The organism is Succinivibrio dextrinosolvens DSM 3072, assembly GCF_900167015.1.
Lineage (GTDB): Bacteria > Pseudomonadota > Gammaproteobacteria > Enterobacterales > Succinivibrionaceae > Succinivibrio > Succinivibrio dextrinosolvens.
Window position 1 is genome coordinate 73281 of record NZ_FUXX01000004.1, and the last position, 22208, is coordinate 95488.

19 protein-coding genes are annotated in these 22208 nt (G+C 39.4%); 7 read left to right on the plus strand and 12 right to left on the minus strand.

The window, feature by feature from the left end:
- Positions 1-23 precede the first annotated feature (23 nt).
- Together B5D46_RS02135 and B5D46_RS02140 are read right to left on the minus strand one after the other, a co-directional pair.
- Positions 24-1046: a TAXI family TRAP transporter solute-binding subunit gene (locus B5D46_RS02135; RefSeq protein ID WP_078928015.1), complete on the minus strand. Its 1023-nt coding sequence runs from the start codon at positions 1044-1046 to the stop codon at positions 24-26.
- Between the two features lie 411 nt (positions 1047-1457).
- Complete coding sequence (locus B5D46_RS02140; RefSeq protein WP_031490952.1) at positions 1458-2210, minus strand: DeoR/GlpR family DNA-binding transcription regulator; 753 nt, start codon at positions 2208-2210, stop codon at positions 1458-1460.
- 165 nt (positions 2211-2375) lie between these two features.
- Here B5D46_RS02140 and B5D46_RS02145 point away from each other — a divergent pair, with 165 nt between their 5' ends.
- From B5D46_RS02145 to B5D46_RS02160, 4 genes are all read left to right on the plus strand, one after another.
- Entirely contained in the window at positions 2376-3674 is a 1299-nt protein-coding gene (locus B5D46_RS02145) for a four-carbon acid sugar kinase family protein (RefSeq protein ID WP_078928016.1), read from the plus strand.
- Positions 3675-3679: 5 nt separating this feature from the next.
- Entirely contained in the window at positions 3680-4690 is a 1011-nt protein-coding gene (pdxA, locus tag B5D46_RS02150; protein WP_078928017.1) for a 4-hydroxythreonine-4-phosphate dehydrogenase PdxA, read from the plus strand.
- Between the two features lie 16 nt (positions 4691-4706).
- Entirely contained in the window at positions 4707-5585 is an 879-nt protein-coding gene (dapA, locus tag B5D46_RS02155) for a 4-hydroxy-tetrahydrodipicolinate synthase (RefSeq protein ID WP_078928018.1), read from the plus strand.
- A gap of 65 nt (positions 5586-5650) precedes the next feature.
- Positions 5651-6817 (plus strand): iron-containing alcohol dehydrogenase, encoded by a 1167-nt coding sequence (locus tag B5D46_RS02160; protein WP_078928019.1) that lies wholly within the window; start codon positions 5651-5653, stop codon positions 6815-6817.
- 95 nt (positions 6818-6912) lie between these two features.
- Here B5D46_RS02160 and B5D46_RS02165 read toward each other — a convergent pair whose 3' ends face one another.
- The 9 genes from B5D46_RS02165 to B5D46_RS02205 all read right to left on the minus strand — a co-directional run bounded on the left by B5D46_RS02165 (position 6913) and on the right by B5D46_RS02205 (position 15845).
- Entirely contained in the window at positions 6913-7728 is an 816-nt protein-coding gene (locus tag B5D46_RS02165) for a DNA adenine methylase (RefSeq protein ID WP_078928020.1), read from the minus strand.
- A 61-nt stretch (positions 7729-7789) separates the two neighbouring features.
- On the minus strand, positions 7790-8242 hold the full coding sequence (gene rplI / locus B5D46_RS02170) for a 50S ribosomal protein L9 (RefSeq protein ID WP_031490958.1): 453 nt from the start codon (positions 8240-8242) through the stop codon (positions 7790-7792).
- Between the two features lie 12 nt (positions 8243-8254).
- Positions 8255-8485: a 30S ribosomal protein S18 gene (gene rpsR, locus B5D46_RS02175; RefSeq protein ID WP_021890783.1), complete on the minus strand. Its 231-nt coding sequence runs from the start codon at positions 8483-8485 to the stop codon at positions 8255-8257.
- Between the two features lie 11 nt (positions 8486-8496).
- Positions 8497-8901 carry a 30S ribosomal protein S6 gene (rpsF, locus tag B5D46_RS02180; protein WP_031490959.1) on the minus strand — a complete coding sequence of 135 codons (405 nt, stop codon included), beginning with the start codon at positions 8899-8901 and terminating at the stop codon, positions 8497-8499.
- Between the two features lie 192 nt (positions 8902-9093).
- Complete coding sequence (rlmB, locus tag B5D46_RS02185; RefSeq protein WP_031490960.1) at positions 9094-9867, minus strand: 23S rRNA (guanosine(2251)-2'-O)-methyltransferase RlmB; 774 nt, start codon at positions 9865-9867, stop codon at positions 9094-9096.
- Positions 9868-9875: 8 nt separating this feature from the next.
- On the minus strand, positions 9876-12392 hold the full coding sequence (gene rnr, locus B5D46_RS02190; protein ID WP_078928021.1) for a ribonuclease R: 2517 nt from the start codon (positions 12390-12392) through the stop codon (positions 9876-9878).
- A gap of 293 nt (positions 12393-12685) precedes the next feature.
- Positions 12686-13819 carry a radical SAM family heme chaperone HemW gene (gene hemW / locus B5D46_RS02195; RefSeq protein WP_078928022.1) on the minus strand — a complete coding sequence of 378 codons (1134 nt, stop codon included), beginning with the start codon at positions 13817-13819 and terminating at the stop codon, positions 12686-12688.
- Positions 13816-14412, minus strand: coding sequence for an RdgB/HAM1 family non-canonical purine NTP pyrophosphatase (rdgB, locus tag B5D46_RS02200; RefSeq protein WP_078928023.1), 597 nt, complete (start codon positions 14410-14412; stop codon positions 13816-13818). The genes hemW and rdgB overlap by 4 nt, the downstream gene beginning before the upstream one ends.
- 2 nt (positions 14413-14414) lie before the next feature.
- Positions 14415-15845, minus strand: a complete 1431-nt coding sequence (locus B5D46_RS02205; RefSeq protein ID WP_078928024.1) for an FAD-dependent oxidoreductase — start codon at positions 15843-15845, stop codon at positions 14415-14417.
- A 327-nt stretch (positions 15846-16172) separates the two neighbouring features.
- Between B5D46_RS02205 and B5D46_RS02210 the strand changes: the two genes are divergently transcribed.
- From B5D46_RS02210 to B5D46_RS02220, 3 genes are all read left to right on the plus strand, one after another.
- A complete protein-coding gene (locus B5D46_RS02210; RefSeq protein ID WP_078928025.1) occupies positions 16173-17153 on the plus strand; it encodes a tripartite tricarboxylate transporter substrate binding protein in 981 nt (326 codons plus the stop codon).
- A gap of 235 nt (positions 17154-17388) precedes the next feature.
- Complete coding sequence (locus B5D46_RS02215) at positions 17389-18720, plus strand: NCS2 family permease (RefSeq protein WP_031490966.1); 1332 nt, start codon at positions 17389-17391, stop codon at positions 18718-18720.
- A gap of 216 nt (positions 18721-18936) precedes the next feature.
- On the plus strand, positions 18937-19551 hold the full coding sequence (locus B5D46_RS02220; RefSeq protein ID WP_078928026.1) for an HAD family hydrolase: 615 nt from the start codon (positions 18937-18939) through the stop codon (positions 19549-19551).
- 64 nt (positions 19552-19615) lie between these two features.
- On the opposite strand, the gene B5D46_RS02225 is transcribed toward B5D46_RS02220, so the two are convergent.
- Complete coding sequence (locus B5D46_RS02225) at positions 19616-22171, minus strand: glycogen/starch/alpha-glucan phosphorylase (protein WP_078928027.1); 2556 nt, start codon at positions 22169-22171, stop codon at positions 19616-19618.
- Positions 22172-22208: the final 37 nt, after the last annotated feature.

Consider the following 22208-nt stretch of genomic DNA (forward strand, 5'->3'; position numbering starts at 1 on the left):
CTTTAAGTTGTCATGTATTAGTTTTATTCAGCCTTATAACCTTTCTCCTGGTAGTAAGCCTTTGCACCTGGATGTAAGTCAACACCGGTAACAGCCTTGGAACCTGCAACCTTTGGATCAAAGTACTTCATTGATGCTACCTGATCACCTAAAGCATCAGCATTCTCACAAACAGCCTTTGCCAAATGATAAGCAACCGCCTCATCCATGGTTGAAGAAACGAGAACTAACTGCTGAGAACCAACAGTCTTAATCTGCTCAGTCTGGCCTTTCCAGGTATTTGGCTCAACAGTGACGTAGTTGTAACCCATCTCAACAAGCTTGTCTAAGGTTGAATCAGCTAACTGAACATCCACCATATCGTGAGTCATGCATAGCTCGGTAGTATTTGACTGACCAGCACCAATGTGGTCGATTGTCATATCGTAGATGTCGTCCTGTAAACCTGACTTAATTGCGTCACCGCCTGTCTTTTCAACAACACCGCCCCAGGCCTTGACATCCTCAAGCTTTGCGCCTAAAGCTTCGAATAACTTCTCAGCTGAAAGCTCACCTAAAGTACCATTCTTCTTAATAACAATCTTTACAGGATGCTTCTTTGCAACTAACTCTTCAATGGTCTTAATACCAGTCTTATCAACAAACTTCTTAGTAAACATAACATTGATAAAATCATGACCTAAACCACCAGCGATTGCTGCAATGTTAGGAGTTGGCTTCTTGCCCAGAATACCGTCTTCCTTTGACCACTTTGAAGGTGCTGAGTTTGACATAACAACATCACACTTTGCAGCGTTATTTACAATTAGAGGAGCACCAACTGCACCAGGAGAAGTGGTGGTGATAGTGATGTTTGAGCCCTTTGGTAATTCTTTTAACATAACAGACTGAATAGCTGTCGCATAAGTATATGCAGCAGTTCCAACTTCCTGTGCAGCAAAGGTCAGGTTAACTGGCTTATCTAAATCATATGCTGCATTTGCGCTGAAAATAGGTGCAACAGCAATACATGCTGCTAATGCCAATTTAGAAAAAGAATGTTTCATGGATATGCTCCTGTATGTTTGTAGTCTTTAAATGTGAAACTCATAATTCTTGAGATCATGGAATACACGATCGATCTGTTACATTGCTGAGTATAAAAAAGCAAAAATGATTATAAAAGCTCAAAGATGATTAAACGTGATAAAACGCACTCATTTTTTTTTAATCTTTTGATTTTTTTCAGTAATTTATAAATAAAAAGACAAATAAATTATTATTTATAGATAAGGAAATTAAATAAATTACGTTTAATAACAGGCAGATAGTAATAATAAACAAAAATACCGTTCGATGATTATTTTTATTTAAATTCTATGAAACAGATCTTTTTTTATGAGTAGAATTTTGATTATATAAAAAAAATGGCTGAGTAATCATTTGATTATTCAGTCATTTATGTTAAAAACATCGCATTAAGCAAGAATAAGTTTTATTCCAAGACTTCTAATCTGTTCAGCTACAGATTCAGGTAGATTATTATCAGTAATAATCACGTCAATATCTCTGATATCAGCAACCGAGAACAGCTGACTCTTACCGTATTTACTGCTGTCTGCAAGTAATACAGTACAGGCACCTGATTCAATTAAATCATGTTTGAAATTTGCCTTGTCTGAGGTTGGAGCAGTAATACCATACTTAATATCCCAGGCGTTGCAGCTGATAAACGCATAATCCGGATGTAATCTGCTCAATACATTTCTTGCAATTTCACCAATACATGACTGACTGCTTGAATCCAGTTCTCCACCAGTGATAACTACTGATACATTCTGATTATCAGAAAGCAGCATACCTATATTCAGATCTGAGGTAATAACCTTCAGAGGAATATTATTGAGTTTTCTTGCAAGCTCAATGGTTGTTGTACCAGCATCAAGAATCAGGGAGTTGCCTGAATTTACAAGCTTAACAGCCTCGTTGGCAATTCTAATTTTTGCTTCATGATGCTGTCCAACCTTCTCACTGGTTGTTGGCTGACGAACTGAGTTATTTAGAGTTACAGAACCATGAACTCTATAAACTGTTCCATCATTATTCAGTTTGATTAGATCTCGTCGAATTGTTGCAGCTGAAGCTCCAGTAACCTTTACCAGATCATCTACAGTAGCAAGATTGTGATTCTTAAGATAATCAAGAATACTTTGCAGTCTGTCTTGTGTCATTGCTGTTACCTATATAAATGCGATGTTTGAATTATTCTAGTGATTTAATTCAATCATAATTTTAACATATTTGACTATAAAATTGTAGCTTGCGTGAGTATAATCACGTTTTTTTTAGTATGATTATTTATAATCACTCATGTAATCACAAAAAGGAAAAACAAAATGACATTATTACCAAAAATAGCAATTATAGCCGATGACCTGACAGGCTCAGCAGACAGTGCTGTCCAGTTTGCATCTGCTTCAATGGCTACTGCTGTGGTAATGCCAGAGACAAAAATTCCTGAAAGCAACAATCTTGATGTAATTGTGATTGATAGTGAATCACGAGATATAGATGAAAAGATTGCTTATAAAGAAGTATCTGCAGCCTGCAGAAAGGTCCTTTCACTAAATAAAGATATTCTTCTATATAAAAAGGTAGATTCTACCTTAAGAGGAAATATCGGAGCAGAGCTACAGGCAGTATTCGATGAGTTTAAACCAAAGATTATTATCTTCTCTCCTGCATTTATTCCATCAAAAAGGACAACTGTAAATGGAGTTCAGCTTTTAGATGGAGTAAGGCTTGAAGAAACAGAGCTTGCTGGAATACCAAAGAGCCCCGTTACCACTTCTGATATAAAGACAATAATAAAAAAACAGAGTGCACTTAAATGCTCAAACCTTTATATAGATGAGCTAAATAAAGGGGTTGATGAAATACGACAGAAGATTAATCAAGCCATAGCAGATGAAGTAAAGATTTTAATCTGTGATGCAACAGAACCACAGCATCAGGAACTACTTGTTCAAGCCTGTGATTCAATAAATCAGCAAGTAGTATTCTGCGGTTCAGCCGGTCTGGCTCTTGCTTTAAGCAGACGCTACGCATCATCCCAGAAGAGCGCCTTAAAACCAATTAGTGGCGTATCAAAAATTCTAGTCCTTGCAGGTTCTATTAGTCAGACAACACGCAGACAGACTGTTGAGCTTCTGAATAATTACGATTGTGAACTGATTAGAACAAATCCAGAACTTACAGTTTCTTCTCCAAAAGAGTCTGCAAAAGACTGCAGCAAAAAAATAAAGGATGCTCTTGCAAAGAGCGACATTGTTGTAGTCTGTGCAGCCTTTGAGGAATCAGATGTTCAGAGAACTGCAAAAGAAGGAGAAAGATTAGGAATTTCCTTCTTTGAGATTGGAGAAATCATGGCCAGCTGTATGTCAGACATTATGCGTGAATGTGCAGAACTGTTTGACGCCTATGTCCTTACAGGCGGAGATACTGCAATTCATGCATGCAAAGCCTGTAACGCAGGAATGCTGGAAATAATAGAGGAAGTTCAGAGTGGAATTCCTTTAACAAAGATTTTAACTGGTAACCTAAAGGATCGTTATCTGGTTACCAAAGCAGGTGCATTCGGAAACGAAAATGCTTTTACCGATGCAGTACACAAATTTAAAAACTTGGAGAAATAATTAAAATGAAAAAACCTGTTTTAGGTCTAACCATGGGAGATCCAGCTGGAATTGGATCTGAAATCATTGTAAAAGCATTATTAGATAAGAAAATGTATGACATTTCCAGACCAGTAGTGTTTGGTGATGCAAAACAGCTTGAGCGTTTAGCTAAGATAATCAATGCCAATGTTGAAGTTCATGTTATCAAAGAGCCTGGAGAGGCAGATCCTTCACCAAGCAGAATTGAAGTGATTGACCTTCACAATGTTGCAGCTGACGTTCCTTTTGGAAAGGTTCAGGCTGAATGCGGAAAAGCAGCTTATGAGTATATCAAGGCAGCAGTTGACTGTGCAAAGGAACACAAGATCCAGGCTATCGTTACAGCTCCACTGAACAAAGAGGCCTTACATGCAGGCGGCTGCCCTTACCCAGGTCATACCGAAATCCTTGCAAAACTAACAAATACAAAAGACTACTCAATGCTGCTTGTTGGTAAGAATCTGAGAGTAATCCATGTTTCAACCCACATTCAGTTACGTAAGGCTTGCGATGCTGTTCAGAAGGACAGAGTCTACCGTGTAATCAAGCTTGCAGATGAAACCATGAAACTGATGGGCTTTGAGAACCCTCGCATTGCTGTTGCAGGCTTAAATCCACACTGTGGTGAAAATGGTCTGTTTGGATGGGAAGATGAGAATGAAATCGTTCCTGCTGTTAAAGACGCAATCAAGGAAGGAATCAATGTTCAGGGACCAATTGCACCTGATACCGTATTCCACCGTGCAGCAAACAGAAATGAGTTTGATATCGTTGTTGTAATGTACCACGACCAGGGACATATTCCTCTGAAAGTATTAGGCTTCAGCTCAGGAGTTAACATCACTGTTGGTCTGCCAATCATCAGAACATCTGTAGATCACGGTACAGCATTTGAAATTGCAGGTAAAGGTATTGCAGATCCAGAGTCAATGATTGTGGCAATGGAGATCGGTGCTCAGATGGCAAAAGTACGTTTTAAAGAAGATTTAGTTTAATTTGGAGATACAGAGAATGTTCAAGCCATACGGAATTATTACCCCAGTATTAACCGCTTTAGATGACAATGAGAACTTCAATGAGACTGAATACAAGAATTTCATTGATCATCTAATCAAGTCAGGCGTTCATGGTATTTTCTCTTTAGGAACCAACGGCGAATTCTATGCTTTCAACTCTGAAGAAAAACTGCGTATCATTAAAGCTGGTATTGAAGCTGTAGACGGACGTGTTCCCTTCTATGCAGGTACAGGCTGTATCACAACCAAGGAAACAGTTGAGCTTACCCGTGAGGTTTCATCATTAAAGGGAATCGACTGTCTGTCAGTTATTTCTCCATACTTCACTGCAATAAAGCAGGATGATCTGATAAGACATTACAATTCTGTTGCAGAATGTACAGATCTACCAATCCTTCTTTATAACATTCCAGCTCGTACCGGAAATAACATTGATTACAAGACAGTAAAGACTCTTGCAGCTCATAAGAATATCATCGGAATCAAGGACAGCTCAGGTAACTTTGACAATACCTTAAAGTACATCGAGAACACTGATCCTCGCCTATGTGTATTAGCTGGTTCTGACTCATTGATTCTATGGACTCTTAAGGCTGGAGGCAGCGGTGCTATTTCAGGCTGTTCAAACGTATTCCCAGAGTTAATGTCATCAATCTACAACTACTATGTAAAGGGAGACTTCGAAAAGGCTAACGAGGCACAGAAGAAGATCCGTCCATTCCGTAACGTAATGCAGATGGGAAATCCAAACAGCGTTGTTAAGAGAGCTGCTCAATTAAAGGGCTTCAAGGTTGGACCTGCAAGAGCTCCTTCCAATATTGAGAACAAGGAAATCGATAACGCTCTTTTAGAAGTATTCAAGCAGTACGAATAACTAAAAACAGGCATAGCCTTAAGGTTATGCCTTAAAAATAAACAGAGTCCTTACGGGAGTAAAAAATGTCAGTATTTAGTCAGGGATCTATTCGTAAAATTGTTGGTGGAGAAAACTCTATCGCCGAACTACCAAGTCTAGCAAAAGACCTAAATGCAAAGAATGTAGTTGTTGTAACCGATGCAGGCGTATTTGCCACCGGTCTTGTAAATAAACCAATTCAGCTATTAAAGGATGCTGGTTTAAATGTAAGCGTCATCAATGATGTTCCTCCAGAGCCTTCTGTTGCCCAGGTAAATCACATCTACGAGCAGGCAAAGAACTTCTCCTGTGATCTTCTTGTTGCTGTTGGTGGCGGTTCATCAATGGATACTACAAAGCTAGTATCACTGATGCTAAAGAACAAATGTACACTTGAAGAGATGGTACGAGGAACCAAGCCTGTCGAAAGAGGTGTACCTACTCTGATGGTACCAACCACTGCCGGCACAGGTTCAGAGGCTACTCCAAATGCAATCGTTCTGGTTCCAGAAGAGAATCTTAAGGTTGGTATCGTAACTGATCTGATGATTGCAGACTGTGTAATTCTTGATCCTGCTATGACCGCAGGTCTTCCTCCTCACATCACAGCAAATACCGGTATAGATGCACTTTGCCACTTAATGGAGTGTTATATTTCAAAGAAGGCTAATCCACTTTCAGATACCTTTGCTCTACAGGGTATTAAGCTGGTTGCACAGAGTATTCGTGAGTGCTACAAGAACGGTTCAAATCTTAAGGCTCGTGAAAAGATGCTGCTTGCCGCATGTTACGGTGGTATCTGTATTGCATCATCATCAACAACAGCTATTCATGCACTATCCTATCCATTAGGAGGCAGATACCACATTCCACATGGACTTGCCAACGCTATTCTAATGCCTCTTGTTATGGACGCAAACAAGGATTCATGCCTTGATAAGTACTATGACATGGCTGTTGCAATGGAGCTTGATGTAACCGGAAAAACAAAAGAACAGGTTGCAGATATGTTCGTAAAAGAACTGTATGCATTTAACAGTGATCTGAACATCAAGTGCAATCTTCAGGAAAAGGGGATTTCTGAAGATGTTATTCCAGAGCTGGTTGAAGGAGCATCAAAGGTTACCAGACTTCTTGGCAATAATCCTAAAGCCTTTACACATGAGGAAATGGCTGAGATATACCGTAAGCTTATTGCCGCAAACAAATAACCTTGTAATTGCTACATAGCATAAACAAAAAAGGATCGGAGTTCTATTCACCTGCTACGATCCTTTCTTTTGCTAATAATTTAAAACGCAAAATGTTATTTGTAATTTCTTACAATAACCTCATCAACAAAACCACGTTTTTTTCCATCAGAATTAACAAACCTTTTCGCGCCGACAATCTTTATATTGTAATCCTTATATAGATCTCTAATAAAAGGAGTTGCGGAGTTTGAAAGCATGAATTTTATGTTCATAGAATCCAGCTTGTCACAGAAAGCTTTCAAATCGCACTGATCTTCACGGAAAAAGTTATGTCTTGAATAACTTGTAAATGAGGTGGTTGATATCGGATCGTATGGAGGATCAAGATAAACAAAGGAATCAGAGTCAAGGTAACTGATAACCTCTGAATAATGTCCGTTTAAAAAGACAATCCTGTTTGTATTGAAGTAAATACTTAAATCTCTGATTGCCTCAACATTAGGACGAAAATCTCGCTTGTATTTTCCGTAAGGGACATTAAAAAGACCTTTACGGTTGACTCTGTAAAGACCGTTATACCCCATTCGATTTAAATAATAGGTTCTGGCAGCTTTTTTAACTGCAGAGAGTTTTTTGAAAGAATCGACACGATCAAGAGCTCTTATTGAATAATAGAATTCTTCATCATTAACGTAGGTTAACAATTCAGATATCAGCTCTTCAGGGTAGTCTCTTACAACTTTATAGAAATCAATGAGTTCGGAATTGATGTCGTTTATGAAAGCGACATTAGGTTTTAAGTGAAAACAAACGGCTCCACCGCCAAAGAATGGTTCGCAGTAGCTAGAAAAGGATTTTGGGATAAGCGGTACAATGGAATTTATTAACTGTCTTTTTCCACCGACCCACTTAAGAGCAGGTTGAATCATTACTTAAAACACATTAAAAAACGGAGAACAAGTCTCCGTTTTTATTTAGAACGAAAAACTATTACTTCTCTGGAACGATAGAAACAGTAATTTCGGTCTTAACATCAGCGTGAAGCTGAATTTCGATCTGGTAATCACCAACTGAACGTAGAACACCGTCTGGAAGACGAACTTCTGACTTGTGTAACTCTACACCAGCTTTTGATGCAGCTTCAGCAATATCGCGAGTACCAACTGAACCGAATAGCTTGCCCTCGTCGCCAGCCTGAGCAGCGATTTCGAACTTGCCAATCTGGTTTAACTTCTCAGCACGATCCTGAGCAGCCTTTAACTCAGCAGCAATCTTAGCCTCAAACTGAGCACGCTCAGCTTCGAACTTAGCTAGGTTCTCTTTAGTTGCTAAAACAGCCTTCTTTAAAGGTAACAGGTAGTTACGAGCATAACCATTCTTAACCTTAACCTTGTCACCTAGACCGCCTAGACGGCCAATTTTGTCTAATAGAATAACTTCCATTTTAGCTCCTAATTAGCGGCTTTGTAGGTCAGTGTATGGTAATAGAGCTAAGAAGCGAGCACGCTTGATAGCAGTAGCTAGCTGACGCTGATACTTAGCACTGGTACCTGTGATGCGGCTTGGAACAATCTTACCTGACTCGGTAACATAGTTCTTTAATAAAGCAACATCTTTGTAATCAATCTCGGTAACGCCTTCTGCAGTGAAACGGCAGAACTTACGACGGTGATAGTAATGAGCCATGATTAATCCCCTTATTCTGCATCTACTGAAGCTTCAGCATCTGCATCATCTTCAATCTTCTGTGAAGAAATTTCTTCATCACGTACGCGGCGGTCATCACGAGCCTTCATCATAGGAGACTGCTCAGTAATTGGCTCATTGGTACGAATGATTAAATTACGGATAATAGCATCATTGAAACGGAAGGTGTTCTCGATTGAATCGATAACTTCCTGATCAGCTTCAACGTTCATAAGAACATAAGTTGCCTTGTGTACTTTCTGGATTGGGTAAGCCAGCTGACGACGGCCCCAGTTCTCTAAACGGTGAACCTTACCACCTGATTTCTCGATCTCGCCCTTGTAGCGCTCGATCATACCTGGAACCTGATCAGTCTGATCTGGGTGAACCAGGAATACAATTTCGTAGTTACGCATTAAAATGCCCCTTACGGTAAAAATCTGATAAATCAGTCAATTATCAGACAAGGAGACCAATGTGAATATATTATCCACATGACTGAGTGCGGTTATTATACGCTTTTTGTGCGATTTATCAAGAAAAATCAGAAAGATTGAAGGGTTGCTATCGTATCTGATTGAATACGATAGCAAAAAAGAATGTTTACTCTATTTTACAGAAAGCTGACGAACAACTTCGTACATAGCAATGCCTGCAGCAACAGAAACATTTAGAGACTCAACGCCCTTCGCCATAGGAATCTTAACAATAGCGTCACACTTCTCGCGTGTCAGATGACGCATACCGCTTTCCTCAGAGCCCATTACAAGAGCAGTGGCCTTCTGGAAGTCGTAATCATAGATTGTATCTGTAGCCTCACCAGCCATGCCAACAACCTCAACATTAAACTCCTGTAATAGTTCAATGGTTCTTGCAAGATTGGTTACAGCAACAAAAGGAACATGCTCTGCGGCACCATCAGCGGTCTTTCTGGCAACAGGAGTTAATGATGCAGACTTGTCCTTAGGAACAATAACGGCTGCGGCACCTGCAGCCCATGCAGAACGCATTGCAGCACCAAGATTTCTTGGATCGGTAACACCATCTAGGATTAGATAAAGCTGTCTCTGACCTTCAAGATCCTTGAGTAGAGTCTCCAGGAATCTCTCATCCTTTGGAGGAGTAGCGATAACCTCAAGCACAATTCCCTGATGAACTCCGTTGTCAGTCTTCTCGTCTAAGGAATGACGCATTGCAACCTGTGCCTTAATACCGATCTGAGATAACATCTGCTCAATCTGACGAATGCGCTTGTCATCTTCACGACCTTTAACTACCCATGCTGCAGTAATTTTGTCAGGATTTGACTGAATTGCGGTTGTAGCTGCATTAATACCATAGATGATTTCTCTGGTATTTGCCTTTTTCTTATTTACGTACATATAAACTTTTAACCTTTTTTACTCTTTTTATTCGATTTCTTTGAGAACTTAATCTTTTTCATATCAATTGCTGAATCATATGGATCACTTATATATTCCTTTCCAATTGAAAAAGACTGTTTTTTGTTTCTCAAAACAATATCCTGTTCTGAAGGATCTTTGCCCTTTGATATGTCTGAAAGATTCTTGAATATTTTTTCTTTATCATTTTTTGGTGCATTTTGAACAATTTTCTGTCTATTTGCAACTATTGCATCTCTTTCTTTTTTAAGAGCATTGATCTGGGCTTTACTCATATTGGCAAGCATCAGGTTGATCTTATGCTCTTCATGATTAATATCAGCAACCACAACCTTAACTTTCTTACCGATTGCGTAAGATTCTCCTCTATTGGAAGTTAAAGTCTGGGTTCGTTCATCAAAGACCATATAGGAATTAAAGTTTCCAATATAAATCATTCCATCGATACCAAAATCATCGATTCTTACAAACACACCAAAACTTGTTACTGCAGTTACGGTACCTTCAACAGTTTCACCGATGAATTTCTCCATATAGATACATGCTAAAGCAGCATCAACCTCGTGCTCTGCCATATCTGCTGCGATTTCTCTATCTGTACACTTTACACCCAAAGCAACTAGCTCAGCTCTTGTATAAGATCTTGAACCAATCTTACCCCATGATCTTTTCTCTTCTTTTTCAAGAAGATATTTGATAACACGGTGTAACTGAAGATCAGCATAACGACGAATAGGAGAAGTAAAGTGAGCATATTTCTCCAGTGCCAGACCAAAATGACCGATGTTCTCTGGAGTATATTCTGCCTTGGACATACTTCTTAGAATCAGTTCATTGATAATCTTTGCATCAACACGATGTGCAACTGAATCTGCAAGCTTCATGTAATCTTTGGAGGTTGGCTCCTTTCCGCCAGGTAAAGACAGACCGAATCTTGCCAGCTGGGTAACTAAAAGCCCCAGTTTCTTCTCTGTTGGCTTGGCATGAACACGGTACAGAGTCTGAGCATTCTTGGATGCCACAAAGCAGGCTGCGGCAACATTAGCTGCGATCATGCACTCTTCAATAACCTTATGGGCATCATTTCTCTCAAGAGGCTTGATTCCCTCAATTTCCATGTCCTCATTAAACACGAAATGAAGCTCTTCTGACTCGACAGAAACACCTCCACGGTTGATTCTGTCTTTCTTGAAAGCAAGATACAGGTTATGAAGTTCTTTAACATCCTCTACTACGCTTTCATGCTCTTCAAACTGAACAGTACCCTTCTCCATCATCTGCCATGCTTCGGTATATGTCAGTCTGGCATGTGATCTCATAACCGCAGGATAGAATTTGTATGATGTAATCTTACCCTGGTGAGAGATTTCCATTTCAGCTGTCATACATAATCTGTCAACATTTGGGTTTAGAGAGCAGATTCCATTTGAAAGCTTTTCAGGAAGCATTGGAATTACAAAATTAGGGAAGTAACAGCTGTTGCAGCGGTTTACAGCTTCCTTATCTAAAAGAGTATTAGGCTTTACATAAGTAGAAACATCGGCAATGCTTACCCATAGGCGCCAGCCCTTACCCTCTTTTCTACAGTAAACTGCATCATCAAAGTCTCGAGCATCCTCGCCATCGATGGTTACAAGAGGCAGCTCACGCAGATCAACTCTGCCCTTGGTATCTTTTTCAGATACAGTATCAGGAATTCTTGAAAGGGATTTTAAAAGATTCTGAGGCCATACATTAGGAATATCGTTTCTTAACACAGCCATAACAATGATGTTATTAAGATTGCCGATATCCTTTACCACTTCCCTGGTCTTGATTTCAAAGCCAGAAGTATCTCTTTTGACAATCTGGGCAATAACAACGTCACCAGATGTTGCCTCCCCCAGAGATTCCTTTGAATTAAAGAAGAACTTCAACTGCTTAAGATTTGGTTCATCAGGAGAAAATCCTACCTTTTTCCCTGACAGAGGAATTACTCTTCCTAATACACACTGTCTTACCTTGGTAATGTTTCTGATATAAGCAACATCACCAGATTTTGAAACCACAGCCTCAACTTCATCGTTTGGCAGCAGAACAAAATCAGAATTAAGTCTGTACTGTTTTCCTGTCTCATCTGCTACGCAGTAGTTGTAGAACTTTTCCCCCATTTCAACAGACATGGCAGGATCTTCTACACAAAAGACTTTTGATTTAAAAATCATCAGATCATTTGGAGCTGTATAAGAACTGCCCTTGCCTAATGGAATCAGACTTCCTTTATCCACGAGATCCTTTAAGCACTCTGAATAGTCCTTTTCAGAATAACGGGAAATATCGCCTTTAAAACCGACTTCTCCCATTAAATAGGAGCATACTCCTAGATTTGATTTATTTGAAAAATCAAGATGGTATAGAGCTGCAACAACATATAGGGCAACTCTGAAATCTGCTTCTATTTTTCCTTTTGGAGCATTCTTCAATGCTAAAAGTGAGTTAATTCTTTTTTTATCGTTTGTATTCATAAATTTTCTCGTCGATAACCTCTACCCTTTATTGCGGGGGAAATAATAACAGGTAGAGTGGATCGTATTTGTCCTGAATTCCGTTCGTATAGTTACTACAGATATCCCGTAGTAAAATCTGATGTTGTAAAAAATCCCGCTGTTTTGATTTGATTATCTTCTTTTCAATGAAATTATAGCATCTTTCTATAATCTGCTATGTGGATGAACAGTGTGTTTTACAAAAGTACATTGTCCTACTGCTCATTTTTGACAAAAACTGTTTTCGTGAGGAGGGTCGTTGCAGTTTACACCTAATCCAAAAACATTTCCAGAATATCATTGAGCATCCATTTGCCCTTTGAGGTTAGACGATATGATTCGCTGTTCATTTCAAGTAAGCCCAGGGATTGAGCCTCTTCCAGTTTTTCTCTTACAGTTTCAAATGAAAGACCTGTAGTTTGTTCAAACTCATCATATCCGATATCGTCAAAAATACGCAGTCTGTTCAGCATAAACTCAAAAGGTAAATCCTCAGAGTTAACTTTCCGAAGCTCTAAAGAGCCTGTTTCTATCTGAGAGATGTATTCTGATGGAACTTCATGATTAGCTTTTCTGAAGGTATTATCTTCAAGCTTAAGTTTGGAATGAGCGCCTGCTCCAATTCCAATATAGTCCCCAAAGTACCAGTAATTCTGATTGTGAATGCATCTTCTATCTTTGGTAAAACCTGAAACCTCGTACCGCCTGAATCCTTTCTCAGATAAAAGATTAAAGCCCTGCTCCTCAATATCTGATAAGGCATCTTCAGAAGGTAAAACCGGAGGATTAAGACCAAATGCAGTATCTTCTTCAATTGTCAGCTCATACCAGGACATATGATTACACCCCAGCTCCGCTGCTCTGTTAATATCCTCTATCGCCATAGCGACATTCTGCTTTGGCAGTCCGTGCATTATGTCAATATTGAAATTATCAAACCCTGCCTTAATAACGTTCTCACAGCACATGACAGCATCTTTTGAACTGTGAATTCGTCCCAGAGCTTTAAGAGAAGTGTCGTTAAAACTCTGAACTCCAATACTGATTCGGTTAACACCAATGCTTCTGTAGTCTTTTAAATTATCAAGTTTTACAGTTCCAGGATTTGCTTCCATGGAAATTTCTGTATTTTCAGTAAGATAAGGAGAGATTCTATCTATAACCCTTCCCATATCCTTTGGAGAAAATAATGACGGAGTACCTCCGCCAAAATAAACGGATATAAGCGATCTGCCCTCAAGATATTTCTCATATAAGGAGAATTCAGAAAGCAGAGCGTTTACATAACTGTTTTCCTCAGATGCTGACCTGTTCTTTACAGGATATGAGTTAAAGTCACAGTAAGGACATTTTCTCACGCACCAGGGATAATGTACGTATAATCCTACTGGCAGAGATAATGTCATGAAAGATTGTGCTCTAGTTTGTAGGTTAAAGCAGCCAGAGCTCTTCCTCTGTGAGAAATCAGATTCTTAATCTGAGGAGGAAGCTGAGCTGCAGTGCACTGACGACCGGTTACTATGAATAAAGGATCATAGCCAAAACCGCCTGAGCCTATTTCCTTATTGCCAATTGATCCTTCCCAGGAAGATAAAACTGTCAGAGGGACAGGATCATCCTTATGTCTTACAAGGCACAAGGCACAGTAATATCTTGCAGTTCTTTTATCGGAAGGAACATCCTTCATTAAATCTAGAAGTTTTAAATTATTGCTCTTATCATCGCCACCGGAAAAACGGGCAGAGTAAATTCCAGGAGCACCGTTTAAAGCATCCACAGATAAACCTGAGTCGTCAGCCAAAGCCCACATTCCGGTTTTCTCTGCAGCGTATCTTGCCTTTAAAATAGCATTCTCAATAAAGCTTTTTCCTGTTTCCTCTGGGGATTTAACACCAAGTTCAGACTGAAGAACAATTTTGAATCCTAATGGCTCTAGGATTGCTCTGAACTCTCTAGCCTTTCCTTCATTTGCGGATGCTAAAACAATTGTTTTTTCCATTTTTAATGAACTCTAAATTTATTACTTTTCTTTAATTTATCAACTGCATTCTGTGCTGCAATTCCAATTGCAGACTCAGCGGACAGATTCGTAAAATTATATTCTGAAAGCTTTTCAACGGTGTAGTTATTTTCCATAGCCAATGCCAGGAAGTTTGCTATTTTATCACCTTTGTAAGCACACAGCTCAGCTCCGAGGATCTTATGAGATGTAACAGAAGTATAAATACTCAGAATACCGCCATCTTCTCTTAATCCTCTGTAATGCCCCTGAGCAAGTCTTACTTCGGTTGTAATAAAAGTATCTCCTGTCATCTTTGCATACTTTCTCATATCTTCAAGAGAATTACCGACAATCGCAAGTACAGGATCTGTATAAACAAGATTGATTTTAACCTGAGTAGGCTTATCGGAAAGAACAGGATAGTTGGCAGCATTTAAACCGGCATAGCGTCCGTCAGCGAAAGCAACAGATGAAAGGAAGGTATCACGACAGACATCGCCAGCAGCAAAGATATTAGGAACTGAAGTCTGCATATTCTTTTCGTTGATTTTTATAAGTCCGTGAGGCATCAGCTTAATACCGATTTTCTGAAGATTCATTCCACCGACATTTGGAATACGTGCTGTTGCTGCAACAATGCTTTCCATATGCAGGTAGTTTTCATAGCCTTTGCCGTCAACATAATAAATTGTATAGCCGTTATCTCCATCATCATCCATGGAGGTTACATAGGTATCAACATAAAGTTTGAATCTGGAAGAAAGAAGCTGATGAGCAACCAGCAGAACTGATTCGTCAGTAAGCTGCCAGAGTTTTTTCTGACCGAATACAACTGTGTCAACACCAAGATATGATAAAGACTGACCTAACTGAAGACCAACCTTGGTACTACCAAATACGGCAACGGATTTTGGAAGAGTCTCAAGCTCAAAAAATTCATTTGAGGTCAGAATATTCTTTAACCTTGACTGTTCAAATGTTACTAGAGGAGAAGAGCCTGTTGCGATTACGGCTGTTTCAAAATGGATTTCAATGGACTCATCAACACTTACATTGTGATTATCTATAAATTTAACTTTTCCCCTGATTCTTCTGTTTTCAGGAATTTTATACATAAAAGAGAGAACATCTGACGTTGCACGGGATCTGACGGCTCTTAAAGAAGATAGGACATTGGAGGTATCGGGCTGAACAGGAACGGGAAAACTTATACCGCATTGTTCAAGATTTTTTAAAGATTTTAGGGATTGAGCCGCTGACATTAAAAGACTAGTAGGAAGTTCACCTGAACGCTGCGCCGTCGTTCCGACTGGTCCAGAATCAACAATGATACAGTCGGCACCGTTTTCTACTGCACTTTTATAAGCTTCAATTCCGGCAGAACCTGCACCTACAATCAAAGTATGACACTCAATTTTTCGAGTTTCCATGACAAATCCTTAGCAAGACTCTCCATTTGAAATAGATTCTAACAATATAGAAGTCATATTTCCATTAAGTTTTACTGTTCCAAAAATTAAATACTTAATCATCCAAAGTATATTCTGCTGACAGAATCATTCTGTATTTTTTCACATTGGTCTTGTTGAAGACTTTTAGTTTTAAAACATTTTCGAATTTTTAAGATAACGCAAAAAAATAAAACAAACTCTATGAAAATGAGTTTAAAAAATTGTAACTTCATCTTTTTAACTTATATTCAGTATATGTAGGAGTACTTTGAGTATTAGAAAACGTTATCCTAGGGATCAGTAATAATGAAAATTAGTTCTGCATTGTTTGTTGGTATTTTTTCTACTTTTCTTTCCTTCTCTTCTGTAGCAGGAGAATGGAAGCCTACACAGGATGTCACCATTATTGTTCCTTACAAGGCAGGAGGCGGCACTGATATGAGCGCACAGGCAATCAAGACTGTGGCAGAGAAATACATCAAACAGAAAATAATCATCGAGAACATTGTTGGTGAAGATGGCATCTCGGGAGTAAAGAAGATTGTAAAAGCCAATCCTGACGGACATACTATCGGATATGTAAACCTTCCAACATTTGCTGCTATGAGTTATCTTCCAGGAGCTTTCTTTAAGGTTTCGGATGTTGTACCAATCTGTGCCCAGAACACAGAAACTGCAATTATTGTGGTTAATGCAGACAGTAAATACATGATGATTGATGATCTTGTTGAAGATGCAAAAAAACATCCGAGAAAAATTAAAGCTTCAACAAATGGATATAAAGCTTCATACCACACAGGAGCACAGCTTTTTGCTCATTCAGCAGGCTTTGAATATACTGCAGTTCACTGCGATGGAACAATCAATCAGCTTGCAAAACTATTAACAAAAGATGTTGATTTTATCTGCGTAACCTTTGCCGAGGTTGCAGACCTGGTTTTATCAAACTCACCAAAATTGAGAGTACTGGCAGTCTTTGGCAATAATAGAATCTCAGCTCTTCCTGATGTTCCTACTCTTGAGGAAGCCGGTTATTACAATAAATGGTATGGAACCATTAGAGGCATTGTTGCCCCTCATGGCGTATCAGAAGAAGTAGTTAAGTACTATACAAATATATTCAAGAAAATAATGACGGATCCGATTGTTGTAAGAGAACATTTTAAGAAACATATGACACTTGATTATCAGGATAATCTGAACTTTGAAGCTGCTATAACCCAGCTGGATTATTTCTGCAGAAATATTGAAGGTACAATATACAGGGAACAGGAAAAAGACGAGTAAAGATTGATCTTTATCATAAAAATTATCATGATAACACCTCCTACTGCCGGAGGTGTTTTCTTTTCTCGTCTTTATTAGCCAACATAAATTGGATAAGAAATAGATACCATACAATCAGTCAAAAGATAATACACAATCGCATGATTAATCAGTGTTATTGACAAAATTATGATAAAATAACTCGGTTTGTCGATTCTCTTTGAAAGAGAATATTGCATAAAAAACTGAGGACATTATGCTTTCGTCTACATCACACTTTTTGAACCGTCTATTCAAAATTGAACAGAAAGGTTCATCTGTTTCAACAGAACTTCTTGCAGGTCTAACCACTTTCGTAGCAATGGCCTACATCATATTCGTTAACCCATCTATTCTTGAGGCTTCAGGTATTCCACGTGAAGCAGCCGTTGCAGCAACACTTTGGTCAGCAGCTCTATGTTCAATTGCTATGGGCTTATTCTCCAATCTGCCAATCGGTGTTGCTCCTGGAATGGGTATCAATGCCTTTTTCGCATTCTACGTATGCGGAACCATGGGATTGTCATGGCAGACTGCATTAGGTGCAGTTTTTGTATCAGGCGTAGTTTTCCTGATTCTGACCATCACCAAGCTTCGTATTCTTATCATCAAGGCTGTTCCAGACAGCATCAAGGCAGCTGTGGTTGTTGGTATCGGTATGTTCCTGGCAATCATCGGCTTTAGCAGTGCTGGTATCGTAGTCAAGTCAGATGCAACCATGGTTACCCTGGGTCACATTGGTGACGGCAAGGTATTCCTGTCAATTATCGGTATGATTCTGATTTCAATTCTGCTTGCTTACAGAGTAAAGGGCGCTTTAATCTACGGTATTCTTGCTATTACTGTTCTTGGAATGATTTTCGGTCTTACCCCTGCTCCAAAGTCAGTAGGAGATGTATTCAGTTTTGATATTCCAAGTTTTGCAGATACCTTCATGCAGATGGATGTAATGGGTGCTATTAACTACGGTCTGGTTACTGTTATCTTTACCTTCACAGTAGTTGAGCTGTTCGATAACCTATGTACTCTGATCGGTGTAACCAAAGACGCAGGTCTAATGGACAAGGAAGGCAATGTTGAAGGTATGGAGAAGGCTCTTTTAACAGACTCTGTTGGCACTATGGCTTCAGCTGTACTGGGAACCTGTACTGTTACTTCATATGTTGAGTCAACAACTGGTATCAAGGAAGGTGGTAGAACCGGTCTGACTGCAGTTGTAGTTGGTTTATTCTTCTTCCTGGCTTTCGTATTTGCTCCTCTTGCTGGTCTAATTCCTGCATTTGCAACTGCTCCTGCAATTATTATTGTTGGCAGTATGATGATGAGAAATGTTAAGGATATTAATTTCTCAGATATTACTGAGTCAATTCCAGCATTCCTAACTATCGCAATGATGCCATTAAGCTATTCTATCGGTAACGGTTTTGGTTTTGGTTTCATCAGCTACTGTCTGATTAAAACATTTACAGGTCATGTAAAAGAAATCTCACCTGTAATGTGGCTGATTTCAATCATGTTCGTTGTAAGTTTCTACATGCACGGAGTTTAAGCTACAGATAGCTTAATCCTCTCAAAAGAAACAACAGAAAAATCATCGTGTCCAAGACACGGTGATTTTTTTTACATCCCTACCCTGCGCCCCAAAAGAAAATCTCAGATTAACTAACTCGCTAATATTCGATTATTCATTTACAATTGTTAAGAAATAATCACGGATATACTCTTTTATAAAACTTTTTTGTCTATAAGACATCTACGAATTAATATGAAATTTAGCAAACTTACAAAATACAAAGGTCTTATTTTTGACCTTGACGGAACACTTATTGACTCAATGCCATTCCACGCCCGCGCATGGAAGCAGGTTGCTAATGAACACGGTTTTGATATAGATATGGCTGATATCTATAGACTTGGAGGCTCCTCGAGCTATGATATTGCCAGATTCTATAAAAATCAGGGATTCCCTGTTGGAGATATAAAAACATACGTTGATAGAAAGATCGAAATCTATCTTGAAAATGTACCTAACATTATCGTTTTTGAAGAGATCTTTAATTTCCTAAAAGAAAGCAGAAAGAACAACGTTAAAATAGCAATTGGAACAGGCTCAAGAACAGCTAATGTAGAAGGTCTTCTTCAAGCAAAGAATATGACAGATTTCATCGATGTTGTTGTCACCTCTGATAATGTTACCCGTCATAAACCAAATCCAGATACTTTCCTTTTGGCTGCAGAGAGAATGAAGCTCTCACCAAAAGAATGCTGTGTTTTTGAAGATGGTGGTCTAGGACTTAAGGCGGCTGTTGCTGGCGGTTTTGACTGCGTTGAAGTCAAAGACGGAAGAATGATGAATCTGTACGAAATCGACCGAAACTGATTCCGGAAATTAAAAAGCCCCTTACTACAAACTAGAAGGGGCTTAGCATCAAATCAAATATCGATTATTTCTTTACAATCTGGCTTCTTAGAGTCCAGATATTCTCAGCATAATCCCTAATTGATCTGTCTGAACTGAAGATACCCATAGTTGCAGAGTTAATCATTGCAGCTCTTGCCCACTTGGCCTTATCCTTGAACAGCTTCTGAGCTCTCTGATGAGCTTCCTTGTAGGATGCAAAATCAGCAAGAACCAAGAAAGGATCACCGTTATTCAGTAATGATGTCTTGATTGATGACAATGCACCTGGCTGACCAGGAGTGAAGAAGTCTGAATCAAGCCAATCAACAACAGCCTTCAGATCATGATCTGCGTTGTAGTAATCCCATGGATTGTAGCGAGGCTTCAACTCAAGAACCTCATCAACACTCAGACCGAAGATAAAGTTGTTTTCTATACCTGCCTGCTCAACAATCTCAATATTAGCGCCATCCATAGTACCTAAAGTTAGAGCACCATTCATGGAGAACTTCATATTTGAGGTACCTGAAGCTTCATATCCGGCAGTAGAAATCTGCTCAGAAATATCTGCAGCAGGAATAATCTTTTCAGCAAGACTTACTCTGTAGTTTGGAAGGAATACAACCTTTAACTTACCCTTAATGCGCAGGTCATTGTTGATCTTCTCGCCAACTGCATTGATTGCGAAAATAATGTCCTTAGCAAGAGTATATGCAGGAGCAGCCTTAGCACCGAAGATAAATACCTGAGGTACGATATCCTGATCTGGATCTTCAAGCAGACTCTTGTACAGAGACATAATGTACAGAAGATTTAAATGCTGACGCTTGTACTCGTGAAGTCTCTTAACCTGAACGTCAAACATTGCGTTAGGATCAACCTCAACACCGGTCAGTTCCTTGATAGTCTTAGCAAGAGCAACCTTGTTGTCATGCTTAATCTTCATGAAACGATCCTGGTACTCTTTCTTATCAGCATATTTCTTTAATACTTCACACTTATCAAGATCTAGAGGCCAATCCTTACCAGCAACATCGTTATATAACTCAGCAAGACCTCTGTTGCATGACAGAATCCAGCGACGTGGAGTTACACCGTTTGTTACGTTGCAGAACTTGTTTGGCCATAACTGAGCATAATCAGGGAACAGATTCTCTTTAACAAGCTTGGAGTGAATCTTAGCAACGCCGTTAACGTGCTCAGAAGTAATAACGCATAGGTTTGCCATGCGAACCTTTCTTACTTCACCTTCCTCAATAATGGAAAGTCTAGATTTGATTTCATTGTTTCCAGGCCACTTAGCCTCAACAGGACCATTCAGGAAGCGGAAGTTAATCTCGTAAATCAGTTCAAGATGACGAGGCAGTAACTTCTCAAAGATATATACAGGCCATTTCTCTAATGCTTCTGGAAGCAGAGTGTGGTTGGTATAGTTGAATGTCTTTGAGGTAATATCCCATGCCTGATCGTAAGATAAGCCTTCCTCATCAATAAGAAGTCTCATCAGCTCAGGAATAGCAATGGTTGGATGAGTGTCATTCAGCTGAATAGCAATCTTTGCAGCAAACTCGCTAAAGTCATTATGATGAGATCTCTTATATCTACGTAAAATATCACGTAGAGAGCATGCGCAGAAGAAGTACTGCTGAGTTAAACGTAATTCCTTACCAGCCTCAGTTGAGTCATTAGGATAAAGAACCTTTGAAATAGTTTCTGCCAGTGATTTTTCTGCCTGAGCGTCAACATAACCGCCAGCATTGAAAACGTCCCAGTTGAACTGTTCAGTTGAACGTGATTCCCATAGACGCAGAATTGCAACAGATGAACCTCTGTATCCTACAACAGGAATATCCCAAGGTACACCTTTAATCATGCTAGATGGGTGCCATACTGAACACTGTGAGCCATCAGGAGCTGTCTGTTTCTCAACATAACCGCCCAATGGTATGTTCTGCACAGACTCAGGTCGACATGCTTCCCAAGGGCAACCGTACTCTCTCCATGAATCAGGACGCTCAACCTGCTTACCAGCACGGATTTCCTGTCTGAATAAGCCGTTTTCATAATGAATACCGTAACCTACACAAGGATAATTGCAGGTTGCAAGTGAATCCATAAAGCAGGCAGCTAGACGACCTAGACCGCCATTACCTAGAGCCATATCAGGCTCTTCCTCGCAAATTTCGTTTATATCTAATCCAAATTCCTTTAATGCTTCGCGAGCAACATCGAATTTTTCTAGGTTGGTAAGATTATTGATTGTTAATCTTCCCATTAAGAATTCTGCTGATAAATAATGCACTGCACGTGTATCATTTTTTGCGTGAGTCTGCTGAGTATCAGTTAAACGACCGAAGATATCCTCATTAACTGTTGCAACTACAGCCTGCCACCATGCTAGTTTACTTGCCTTGACAGGTGAAGTACCGATTGTGGTACGCAGATGCTTTTCAACCTGCTCTTTAAATGCCTTTACCTGAGCCTTGTCTACAGTTGCTGTAGTCTGTGTAGCTGAGGTAGATGTCTTAGCTGCAGCTTTTACAGGAGCTTTTGCCTTAACAGTGGTTTTTGTTGTTTGTTTTTTTGAAGAAGTTGCCATAAAAAATTCCTCTTTAACTCCTTTGGTGTACTCGATT